Origin of the sequence: Aurantibrevibacter litoralis, assembly GCF_034651555.1 — a bacterium.
Classification (GTDB): Bacteria; Bacteroidota; Bacteroidia; order Flavobacteriales; family Flavobacteriaceae; genus Aurantibrevibacter; species Aurantibrevibacter litoralis.
Genome location: NZ_JAYEEQ010000016.1, coordinates 24,339 through 36,138, shown reverse-complemented (window position 1 = coordinate 36,138; position 11,800 = coordinate 24,339). Strand labels below are relative to the sequence as shown.

General features: G+C 38.1%; 8 protein-coding genes. 4 read left to right on the top strand and 4 right to left on the bottom strand.

Annotated features, from left to right (window positions below; genetic code table 11):
- Positions 1–79: 79 nt before the first annotated feature.
- The 4 genes from U1E44_RS12760 to U1E44_RS12745 form a co-directional block, all read right to left on the bottom strand.
- Complete coding sequence (locus U1E44_RS12760) at positions 80–655, bottom strand: 3-keto-disaccharide hydrolase (RefSeq protein ID WP_322931482.1); 576 nt, start codon at positions 653–655, stop codon at positions 80–82.
- Positions 656–740: 85 nt separating this feature from the next.
- Positions 741–1,433 carry a DUF6503 family protein gene (locus U1E44_RS12755; protein ID WP_322931481.1) on the bottom strand — a complete coding sequence of 231 codons (693 nt, stop codon included), beginning with the start codon at positions 1,431–1,433 and terminating at the stop codon, positions 741–743.
- A 217-nt stretch (positions 1,434–1,650) separates the two neighbouring features.
- Positions 1,651–2,586: a ThuA domain-containing protein gene (locus tag U1E44_RS12750; RefSeq protein ID WP_322931480.1), complete on the bottom strand. Its 936-nt coding sequence runs from the start codon at positions 2,584–2,586 to the stop codon at positions 1,651–1,653.
- Between the two features lie 12 nt (positions 2,587–2,598).
- Complete coding sequence (locus U1E44_RS12745) at positions 2,599–3,618, bottom strand: LacI family DNA-binding transcriptional regulator (RefSeq protein ID WP_322931479.1); 1,020 nt, start codon at positions 3,616–3,618, stop codon at positions 2,599–2,601.
- Between the two features lie 381 nt (positions 3,619–3,999).
- On the opposite strand from U1E44_RS12745, the gene U1E44_RS12740 reads away from it, so the two are divergent.
- From U1E44_RS12740 to U1E44_RS12725, 4 genes are all read left to right on the top strand, one after another.
- Entirely contained in the window at positions 4,000–7,173 is a 3,174-nt protein-coding gene (locus U1E44_RS12740; protein ID WP_322931478.1) for a SusC/RagA family TonB-linked outer membrane protein, read from the top strand.
- A gap of 49 nt (positions 7,174–7,222) precedes the next feature.
- Complete coding sequence (locus U1E44_RS12735; RefSeq protein WP_322931477.1) at positions 7,223–9,046, top strand: RagB/SusD family nutrient uptake outer membrane protein; 1,824 nt, start codon at positions 7,223–7,225, stop codon at positions 9,044–9,046.
- 63 nt (positions 9,047–9,109) lie between these two features.
- Positions 9,110–10,384 (top strand): DUF6807 domain-containing protein, encoded by a 1,275-nt coding sequence (locus U1E44_RS12730; RefSeq protein WP_322931476.1) that lies wholly within the window; start codon positions 9,110–9,112, stop codon positions 10,382–10,384.
- A gap of 11 nt (positions 10,385–10,395) precedes the next feature.
- Positions 10,396–11,772, top strand: coding sequence for a Gfo/Idh/MocA family protein (locus tag U1E44_RS12725; protein ID WP_322931475.1), 1,377 nt, complete (start codon positions 10,396–10,398; stop codon positions 11,770–11,772).
- Positions 11,773–11,800: the final 28 nt, after the last annotated feature.

Sequence of the window (11,800 nt, the reverse complement as noted above, 5' to 3'; positions counted from 1 at the left end):
ATAATACGCAATATATAGGGAAGCATTTTGCAGGTATTTTTTGAACTATTTTTTTGTAGCGCTCATATAACAAAATAGTTCAAAATTCTCTGTATTCTTTAATTCTAATTTTTCTAAATTTAATAAAACCATCATCTTGGGCTTGTAAACCAATGTACCCCCTTCTCAAGGCCTTATCGTGTATATCAGTGGTTAAAACATCATTTATCCAAACTTGTAAATGTTGCTTTACCATTTTAATTCTAAAAGTGTTCCAAGTATTAATTGTTTCTACATAATTTAAAGGTTTGGCTATTGAAACGACACCACCTGTTCGATAGTCTTGATTGGGATTTAAATCCCAAATATTAATCTCATAACATGTTGACGAGGATATTTCTTTATGTTGACATCGAATAAAAACACCGGAATTGATACTGCTGTCTGGTTTAAAATCCATAGATAAAACGAAATCCTCAAATTGGGTATTCGTCATAATGAAACCTGTACCATTTGTGATGCTGCCCACAAGTTCTCCATTTTCTAAGCCCCATGTGGCCTCGCCAGAAATAAACCATTCCGATTGGTCTTCTTCAAACAACGATTTAGAATTGGAACAGGCATAAAATAGAATTAATGCTACGATGAGGAAAACAAATTTAAGTATACTGTTCATTATATTTTTTTAAATTTTTACCCTTGTTTTTTGATGTGCTCTTTTAGACGTCTCAAACCAATTGCAATTTTTTGAAATTGATATTCTACTTTGAAATTTTTTCAATAATAGCACCCTCTGCAACATCAAAAATGGACGGATCCTTTATTTCCTCTAAAAATTTGATGTCTTTTAAATACCTAATATGATTTTTACTAGCGCCAAGTTTTCCATTTTCCCACACAAAATTTTCCATTTTTCCGGGCATACGAATTCCTTGAACGTTAATCCAATCCGAGTACACTTTTGCGGTGTTTACTGTTGATGAATTGCCTGAAAAATAAGAAATAGAGTAGGTCAGGATTTGTAATTGATACGAATTTGAATCCAAATAGGCAAAATAGACATCATTTGGAGTGAAGCCCACATCTGCTCCAAATGTTATTTTTAAGGATTCATAAGTTCTATCACCTATAAGGACTGAACCTTTATAGTCTACATGAACACCCGGGTCTTTTAGTAAGTATGGAATTCCAATGAAATAAAAATCAAGATTATAATAAAAAGCGGCTGACTGTCCGGAAACTTTTGTCGCATCGGGTTTAGCCCAAGCTACATTCCCGTCAAATCCTACTTCGTAATCCTTAGATTTTATATACGTTTTCCTATTCTTTAAGTTCGTGATTTGATAGACTTCTTTGCCATTATCGTTTAATATATACTCCAAACCCTTAAACCTATTCCATGTGTCAAAGTTACCGTGTGCAGCAATGCATTTATCTAATACTATTTGCCCCATTTTTCTTGCGTCACCTTGTACAGTTTTATTTTCCGTATTGCTGGTAAGCTCTTCCTTATTTTTGTTTTTAGGATTGCAGGATTCTAATAAAATTAAGCATAAAGAAATTAGTAAAAGCCTTTTGCGTACTCTGTGGCAACGATTCCTGAAAAGCATAACTTTTAATATTTAAGGATCTGTTTATTCATTTTAAGTAAAATGTGTAACTGGTACGATCTCATTTTTCCATGGGACTGTCGTCACATAGTAGGTCACCCGCAACATATTGCATCCCGTTAAATAAAAAACCTAATAATTTTTCATTTTCATAACTCTGGGCATTATGGGATGGGGAACAATAAAATACACGACCGTTGCCATATTTTTTTATCCAGGAAATATACTTTATTGGGTCTTTAACTGCTACGCCTTCTTTAAGACCACTTAAGGATTTTGTTTCCATAGAAAGCAATGGTCTAAAATTATAATCAAAATACGCATTATTGAAAAAATAAGGTTCATCTATATGTTCAAAACCTTCACCTTGAAAGGCTTTGGTTAGTGGATGCTCGGGATCCACGATATTCACTTGAATTTTTTGTTGTTTAGGATGATAATCAAAACTTCCACCCACCATTTCACCAAATTTTTCGGACTTATTCTGCATCACTATAGCACCGTGCAAAACCATTAGCCCATGTCCTTCAGCAACATAATTTAGGAGGTTGGATTCGAGTTGCGCCGCCTTATCCAATTTTTCACGCTCCGACAAGGTGTTGTCATTTTTTATTACATCCCAAAAAAGATCTCTTTTATCACCAATAGAGCAATTATTATTTAGGATAACCGCATCATATTTTTCTAAATTTTCCGCTGTAAAAGATGCAATATTATAGGAAACATCAATAGTGTACATCCCAGATTTATCTACCAGAAGCGACATTACCTTTTCGGTATGTGGAATGGCCCAATGCTCAAATCCCGTATGGAGTGAAAAAATAAGGAATTTTTTTTTGGTTGCAACATCCTTTGCTGGGGTTATGGGCGCAAGTTGTTCAATTTGCGTTACCCACTCTTTTGAAACTTTGAAAGCTTCTAATCCCTGTCCGCTTAGGGTATTCAGGAAAAAACACAAACAGATAGTACTGCACAAAATTGGAACTAATTTTTTCATAATTTTCGGTTTTTAATAGCTAGAGGATTCTCTTATGATCAATTTATGGCGTAAAACAATAGAATTTGCCGGCTGAAAATCAATGCTGCCGTTTAATTGGCTAATAACGCTTTGTCCGGCCAATATCCCCATATCGAACCCAGGATAATTTACAGTGCTTAATGATGGGGTTACCAATTTGGATATTGGGTCATTATTAAATCCGATTACTTTAATATCTTTAGGTATGGTATACTTCTCTTTTTTTAATGCCTTCATACAGCCCGCCGCAAATGCATCATTGGCTACAAATAACCCATTAATAGGAACCCCTAAAGATAAGATTTGCGAGATAACTTCTTTGCTTCGTTCGGGATTAAGATCTGTTTCTATAATATCCTGATGCTGTTGTACTATACCATACTTTTCCAAAGCCCTTTTAAAACCCAAATAACGATCTGCATACACATTTCGCTTTAGATTACCTCCTATGTACATCAACTTAGTACAACCCTGAAGAATTAAGTGTTCCGTAGCTTCAAATCCAGCCAATTGGTTGTCAATAATGATCGTGGAACAATCTGCTAAATTATGAACTCTGTCCAAAAATATAATTGGAACTTTATGTTGTAAATATGGAATGAAATGATCAAAATTAACAGTGTCATACGCCAAGGAAACCAATAAGGCATCCACATTACTGTCAAATAAGGTTTTAGCATTTAGCTTTTCCTTTTCCATGGACTCTAGGGATTGACTAATAATTAAATTATAACCTGATTCATTCACTGTTTTTTCTATGCCGGCTAATATGGTAGACATGAAATTGGAATTTAACCTAGGTACAATAATGCCAATAGTGTAGGTCTTTTGGTTGCGGAGATTTGCGGCAAACTTATTGGCTTTATAGCCACATTCACGAGCCATTTCTAATACCCGATCCTTGGTTTTCTGACTAATGGATCTGTGATTGTTAAGACTTCGGCTAACTGTTCCGGCCGAAACGTTTAGCTTATGCGCTAGATCATATATGGTTACTTTTTTCTCTGACATTGTATCTTTATTGCAAATTTTGTTGCACAAATATTGCATAAAAATCTTAAAATACCAGCATTTTTATCAATATTTTTATCAAATTGAGAAAACATAAGCTTTTAGTATACAACAAATCGATTTTTGAATACATCATATTGTTAAATTTTTAAAATAATTGTGCAATCGGTTGTTTCATTGTTAATTTTTTTATTTATTTGAAAATCCTAAGCATACAGGAAATATTTAACATACATTTTTAACGAACCAACCTAATCGCCTATGATTTTAAACAAACATTAACAGAAGTAGGAGGTATACTTCTTAAAATAATTAACTCTTAGATAGGACAGTTTTCTCAGAAACTTTCAAATTATAAACAATCAAACTTAAAACCACTTTATGAAAAATTCAGGCTTAACTTTTGGCAGTAAGCTTTTGCTATTTGCCATGGCAACGATGCTTACGTTTTTATCCGCTAAAGCGCAACAACCTTACACGGTTACAGGATCAGTTACGGAAGATATTGGTGGACCACTCCCTGGAACTACTATTATTGAAAAGGGTACAACCAACGGGACAACTACGGATTTTGATGGCAACTATTCATTAACAGTATCTAACGCCAACGCAACACTTGTTTTTACCTTTATCGGGTATGAAACGCAAGAAATAAATATTTCGGGACAGTCGGTGATTAATGCTGTTATGATCGCAAGTGCTTCTCAATTAGACGAAGTTGTTCTAATAGGGTATGGGGCGGTTAAAAAGAAAGACTTAACAGGAGCAATTGCACAAGTAGACGCGGCGGCCATATCTCATCAATCGACGAATTCGGTTACTGATGTCCTTCGGGCCAATGTGGCTGGTTTAAGTATTGGGTTTTCAGCTGATCCCAAAGGTGTGAGTAATATACAAATTAGGGGAAATAACAGTTTAAATGCGGGTTCTAGTCCTTTGATTGTTGTAGATGGTATCATCTATAATGGAGATTTGTCAGATATTAACCCTGCCGATATTGATAAACTCGATGTGATGAAAGATGCTAGTTCCGCTGCTGTCTATGGTGCTAGGGGAGCCAATGGGGTTATTTTGGTAACTACTAAAAGAGGCTCAAGCGAAAAACCAGTGATAACTATTAACAGTAGTGTAGGTATTGCTTCGGAGGCGAATAAAGAGAAGCCTTATAGTGCAGAAGGCTATGTAGATTGGCGTACAGATGTATTTAAAAGTATCAATGTAGATAATGCGAATTTTCCTGGAAGATGGGACAACCCTAATAATTTACCTCCTGGAGTAACCCTAGAACAATGGTTTGCCTACGATGGTTCAGCGGGCGATCCTACACGAGCTTGGTTAAATAGGATTGGCTTCCAAGATGTTGAAATTGAAAATTTTCTAGCAGGAAACAGTATTAATTGGTATGATAAAATTATGCAAACTGGTTTCCGAAACGACGTAAATTTGAGTATTTCAGGAAGAGAGGAAGGTCTTAATTATTATTGGTCCGTTGGTAGAACAGAAAATGAAGGCATAGTGGTAGGTGAAAAATTTGAAACCATACGATCGCGCTTAAATCTCGATGCTAAGATTAACGATTTTCTCACGGTGGGTATGAATGTGCAGTTCGCCAAAAGGGATGAGGGGTCTATTCCGGCGGATCGGGGTCAGGTATTTTTGTCTTCTCCCTGGGGCTCTCAGTTTGACAGCGATGGAAACCTTTCACTAAGCCCGCAGGGAGATCCCGGGGCAGGAGCAACTAATGCATTTCTGCGCCGTACTTTCAATGATAGAGTAGACCTCGAACATACTTTTAATTCAAGAATCTATGCTAAGGTAAAACTACCGCTTGGGTTTTCATATGAAATAGGCTATACCAATCGTTTAGATTTTTTCGAGTATTTCAACCATTCTTCACAAGCTAGCCCAAATAATAATGTTGGCTCCTCACAAAGATGGAATCAAAAAACAACAGAATGGCAATTAGATAATATCTTAAGATGGGATAAAACCATTGGAAAACATACATTTAATTATACGTTTTTGCTCTACGCGGAAAATTTCCAAACGTTTATCACAGATGCCAGAGCCAATACTTTTGAGCCAGATGATTCTTTAGGGTTTAGCAGTCTTCAATCCGGTGTTGTGCAAACAGCCTTCACTGATGATGAAGAGAGTACTGGTGATGCTTTTATGTCCAGATTAAGCTATAATTATGATTCTAAATACTTAGTTACCGCAACACTGAGAAGAGATGGCTATTCTGCATTTGGAACGAATAATAAGAGGGCGTATTTCCCGTCCATATCGGGTGCTTGGTCTATTTCAGAAGAGGATTTTTTTAATTCATCCGTAATCAATTTTTTAAAGTTACGTGCCTCTTACGGTGAAAATGGAAACAGGGGTTTCGGCGGAAGCAGGGCAACCACTATTAATGCCGATCTTTTTCTAAACCTCTCCGATGATAGAGGGCTTGGTCGGTATGCGGCGCAATCCGAACTTTCAGGAGGAAAGTATCTCAACGTCGATGGCAATGGCAACGTCTTTCCTGTGGCTACCCTTAACAACCGGACTCAGGAAAACAATGATCTCCAATGGGAACGTACCAGAGCTGTTAACCTAGGACTAGATTTTAGCCTTTTCCAAGGAAAGATTGAAGGCGCCATAGATGCCTATAGAAATGTTACGGACGATCTTATAGTAACCCGCCAATTGCCTAGCGTTATAGGTTTTGATCAGGTATTTACAAATTTGGGGGAAATTCAAAATAAGGGCTTGGAAATTGCAGTTACCACAAGAAATGTTACTAAGGAAAATTTTACTTGGAGTACTAATTTTAATTTTTCTTTAAATAGGAACAGAATAAACAAACTTTTCGGTGATTTGGATGAAAATGGGAATGAACTCGATGATATTACCAATAGAAGGTTTATTGGCCAGGCTACTGATGTAATTTGGGATTTTGAGGTAGATGGTGTTTGGCAGGTAGAAGAAGCAGACCAAGCGGCCCAATTTGGCTTATTCCCTGGGGATTTTAAGTTGATAGATAGAAATGGAGATGGTGTTTTTACAGACGAAGACAAAATATTTCAAGGAAATATAGCTCCTCAATACAGGTGGGCTATGGCTAACACGTTTACTTTTTTTAAGAATATAGATTTCTCTTTTGAGGTCTATTCTTCCCTTGGTCAGAAAAGAGTTTTTAATGAAGCTAAAAATCGTAATGGCTTCATAGATCGTGTCAATTCACTTCAAACACCTTTTTGGACACCAGAAAACCGCAGCAATGAGTATGCTAGATTATTTTCAAGTGATGGTAGTGCTGTTTTTAATATATATAGAAGAAGCTCCTTTGTTCGTCTTAATAATGTAACAGTAGCGTATCGCTTTCCGCAATCGATTACGGATAAACTATCGCTTTCAAGTTTAAGAATATATGCTAATGCAAGAAATTTAGCGGTATGGTCTCCAGATTGGGACCTGTATGATCCCGAGGGTACCAGTATTGCAAATATTGGAGACGGTCGTATCCCCACACCAAGATTTTTTACGCTAGGAGTTGATATTAGTTTGTAAACCAATAAATTATACACCAATGAAAAATAATGATAAATTCTATCCGAAGATGATATTAGTGATATCGTCACTTTTTATATTGTCCGTGCTATCTTGTAGTGAAGATTTTTTAGAACAGGAACCCAAATCTTTTTTAACACCTTCTAATGCATTAGACACTCCTGAGGGTTTAAATGGACTATTAGTAAGTGCAGCATCGAATCTGCGCGGCGAATTCTTTGGTGATGGAGCACCTATAATTACGGAAAATTTATTTTCTGAGGTGGCTGTCGAAGGAACCACAGACAAGACCGGTCCTGCCCAAGATCTCAATTTGCTAATTCTTCCTGATGCAAATCTCAATAGTGCAGACTGGAATCGCATCGGATGGTATTGGAGTCAATTTTATGAAGGAATAAAATTTGCAAATACGGTAATTGGGAGACTGGACGATGCTGAATTTGAAAACGTGGAGCAACGTAATGATATCCTTGGAAGGGCTTTGTTTCATAGAGCGTATAGATATTATAGACTTACCCATCAATTTGGTGATATTCCATTAATCTTAGAAGAAGTTACCTCACCAAAATTAGATTTTGTATCAACTTCTAGAGAAACGATTTTAAGAAAGATTCAAGAGGACTTAAACATTGCCGTACCTCTAGTAAAAGAAGTGGCAAATATAGGAGAAGTCAATAGGGCTGCCGTATTACATTTGCTAACTAAAGTAAATCTTGCACTCACTGATTTTGAAGCGGCTATCGCCTCAGCATCGCTTATTATCGATGGAGGTACGCACTCTTTAATGACATCGAGGTTTGGTATAGACGCCAATGATCCAACTAAGGATGTAACATGGGATTTGCATAGAGTAGAAAACAAGAGTATCCCGGGAAATACCGAAACTATTCTAAATGTAATCGATCGATTAGGATTTCAAGGCAATGGCGATTTTGATGGAGGAACCCAAGTTCAAAGGCAGGCTGTTCCACTTTGGTGGCGCTTTATCAATACGCCAGATGGCCAAAACGGAATGTCAGATGCGCCCGGTATTACTATAGATCAGGTTTCAGAATTTGGCCGGGGCATAGGAAGAAATAGAGGCACAAGATACAGTACAAAAGACATTTGGAAAGATGCAAACAATGATTTGCGCCATAAAAAAGGCAACTGGATAGATATGGAAGATTTGGTCTATAATGCCCCAAGTTTGGAGGCGTCCGGCAATCCATTTTTTGGACAAAATTTACAATTAAAGTTGCCAGATGGTACTCCATTGGCATCAGATACCATTAGAAATTGGTATGGATTTCCCCATTATAAATTTAAAGTTCCAGATCCACTACAAACTCGACCAAGAGGAGGTAATGGAGATTGGTATGTGTTTAGGCTCGCAGAAACATATCTGTTGAGGGCTGAGGCCTATTTTTGGCTGGGCAATACGGGTGCCGCTGCCAATGACATTAATGAGGTTAGAAGAAGAGCAGGAGCAGATGAAATCACCGGTGCCGATGTAAATATAGATTATATACTAGACGAAAGAGTAAGAGAGCTGTATTATGAAGAACCAAGAAAGACTGAACTTACGCGGATTGCATATATTTTTGCAAAAACGGGAAGAACAGCCTATAATGGTCAAAGTTATAGTCTAGACAACTTTTCGCAAAAGAATTTCTGGTTCGATAGAATTATGGAAGTTACGGATTTCTACAATCTTGGACTTAAAACAATACACGGTGACGAATACACCATGAGTCCGTTTCATGTATTATGGCCTATACCGGCACCGGCTATTAATGCAAATACACAAGGTATTATAAACCAAAATATTGGCTATCCGGGTGCGGAACGAAATATTCCACCGTTAACTACAATTCCAGATCCCGAACCTTAATTATTTCGTTTCTTTTTAATTGTGTATTTTAGAGAATCGTTAAAATTGTTTAATTATAGATAAATGTATTTAAAAAAAATTAAGATACTTATTTTAATCGGGCTATTGCAATATGCATGTAATCCCGATAAAGAAGATTTAATGTATATTTCGGTAAAACAAAATCCGGATGTGCGGCTACAGCAAGCTGTGGAAGTGAATATTGAGGGGCTGTACTCGGGAGATTTTACAAAAGAAGTAGTGTTAGTGCAAAAAAAGGAAGGAAAAGAAGTTGCAATTCCGTTCCAGATAGACACGCTTCATGGAAAAAGCCTTTGGTTTATTCCACCACATACTACAAATTCTCAAGAGAAAACGGAGTATGTACTCAGAAAAGCCACTCAAAGTCCGCCCGCAACCAAAGGTGCCCTTACATATACCCAAGAGAAGGGAAATGTTACCGTGTATAGGGAGAACAAGCCGGTGCTGTCGTATCGTTTTGAAATGAACTATCCGCCGGATGGAGTAGACTCGTTATTCCAAAAATCGGGATATATCCATCCGCTTTGGTCTCCCAGTGGCGACACGCTAACTAGAATAAATCCACCGGATCATTACCACCATTACGGTATTTGGGGGCCTTGGACGAAAACTAAGATTGAGGAGCGATCGGTAGATTTTTGGAATTTAGGGGAAGGACAAGGTACTGTTATTTTTGATGCGTTTTCCAATCTCCAATCTGGACCTGTATACGCAGCAATATCAGCGACACAGCACCATGTAGATTTTGGGGCGTTACCCGAAAACAAAATTGCATTAAACGAAGATTTAGAAATTAAAGTATGGGATACCGCAAATGATAAAAACCAAACTATCATTGATTATACGAGTACCTTTAGTACTCCCTTGGCTTCGGGGATTTTATTTGAAGCCTACAGGTACGGTGGAGGAATCGGTATTAGAGCCACAGAAAAATGGCATACAGACAATAGTTCCGTACTAACCTCTGAGGGGAAAGATCGTTTTACGGCAGACGGAACCAATGCCCGGTGGTGTATTATCAGTGGAGCGTCGTCGGCACCGTCAAAAAAAAGTGGGATTTTGTTTATGAGTCATCCAAATAACAGGGCACATCCCGAACCCATGAGAGTATGGCCCAGCGAGTTTTATGATGGAAAATCCAATATGTTTTTTGAATTTTCACCCATACGGGATTCGGAATGGATGATTAAACCGAATAACACCTATCAATTAAAATACAGAATGCTAGTGTTTGACGGTGACTTAAGCCCCGAAGAAGCAGAGGCACAATGGCAAGCTTTTGCCACACCGGCAGTCGTTACTATTACGCAACCTTAAAATAAATACCTATGCAACGAAGAAAATTTATAAACAACACACTTTTATCATCTGCGGCTACAGTGGCGTTTCCTACGATAGTTCCTGCCAGTGTTTTTGGCAAGAATGCACCTAGCAATAAAATAAATGTGGGCCAGATAGGATGTGGCAGAATAGGGCGTTACCATGACTTGCCCGATACCATGCAATTTGATGACGCTAGAGTTATGGCTGTTTGCGATTTGGATAGCAATCGATTGAAGGACACAAAACAATTGGTAGATGATTTTTACTTCAAAAAAACAGGTAAAAAAAAGTATGTAGATGCCAAAATGTACGGAGACTACAGGGAACTACTTTTAAACAAAGATATCGATGCGGTAATTATTAGTACCCCGGATCATTGGCATTCACAACCCGCTATTGAAGCGGCCATGGCCGGGAAACATATCTATCTGCAAAAACCAACGTCTTTAACTATAAAAGAAGGGCAGCAATTGGTAAAAGCAGTTCAGGAAACCGGGGTCATTTTTCAAGTAGGTACCCAGCAAAGATCTTCCGCACAATTTAGGGTCGCAGCAGAATTGGTGCGAAATGGACGAATTGGTAAATTACATACCGTAAAAATTGGTCTTCCCGGGGATCCCAGCGGCCCCGATGCCCCTGCCATGCCGGTTCCGGCGAATCTTAACTATGAAATGTGGTTAGGTTCAGCACCCGAGGTGCCCTATACTGAAATTGGAGTACATCCACAAACAGGCTACGACAGGCCCGGATGGTTGCGCTTAGAACAGTATGGCGCAGGAATGATTACAGGATGGGGACAACACCACTACGACTCGGCGGCTTGGGGTATGGATACAGAATTAACCGGACCAATTTCCGTTGAAGCTTTGGCTGAATTTCCAAAAGCTGGACTTTGGAACGTACATGGCGATTTTTTTGTGAAACATGAATACGCCAACGGAATAACCGTTTTTACAAGTGGGGGATATCCTAATGGTATTCGTTATGAAGGTAGTGAGGGATGGATTTTTGTTTCCAGAGGCGATTATAACGCTACGGCAACAGATCCTGTAGATAAAGAAAAAAGTAGTAAGGCCTTGGACGCTTCCGACCCCAATATTTTAACTTCTACGATTGGCGAGAACGAAATACACTTATACCAAAGTGAAGATCATCATGGCAATTGGTTAGATTGCATAAAATCTAAAAAAACCACAATATCGCCGGTAGATATAGCGCACAAGATGTGCTCCGTATGTTTAATAAGTCATATTGCAATGAAGTTTTCAAGGAAGTTAGAATGGGATCCGGTGGCCGAACAATTTGTGAACGATGAGGAGGCCAATGCCCTGCTTAGCAGGGAACAAAGACGACCCTATGGTACAGATTACCTTACGTTTTAATGCGCATCCAATTTAAGGAAGACTTTTA

Coding starts and splice junctions, on each gene's coding strand:
- U1E44_RS12760 (WP_322931482.1), bottom strand. CDS start 655: ATGAACAGTATACTTAAATTTGTTTTCCTCATCGTAGCATTAATTCTA.
- U1E44_RS12755 (WP_322931481.1), bottom strand. CDS start 1,433: ATGGGGCAAATAGTATTAGATAAATGCATTGCTGCACACGGTAACTTT.
- U1E44_RS12750 (WP_322931480.1), bottom strand. CDS start 2,586: ATGAAAAAATTAGTTCCAATTTTGTGCAGTACTATCTGTTTGTGTTTT.
- U1E44_RS12745 (WP_322931479.1), bottom strand. CDS start 3,618: ATGTCAGAGAAAAAAGTAACCATATATGATCTAGCGCATAAGCTAAAC.
- U1E44_RS12740 (WP_322931478.1), top strand. CDS start 4,000: ATGAAAAATTCAGGCTTAACTTTTGGCAGTAAGCTTTTGCTATTTGCC.
- U1E44_RS12735 (WP_322931477.1), top strand. CDS start 7,223: ATGATATTAGTGATATCGTCACTTTTTATATTGTCCGTGCTATCTTGT.
- U1E44_RS12730 (WP_322931476.1), top strand. CDS start 9,110: ATGTATTTAAAAAAAATTAAGATACTTATTTTAATCGGGCTATTGCAA.
- U1E44_RS12725 (WP_322931475.1), top strand. CDS start 10,396: ATGCAACGAAGAAAATTTATAAACAACACACTTTTATCATCTGCGGCT.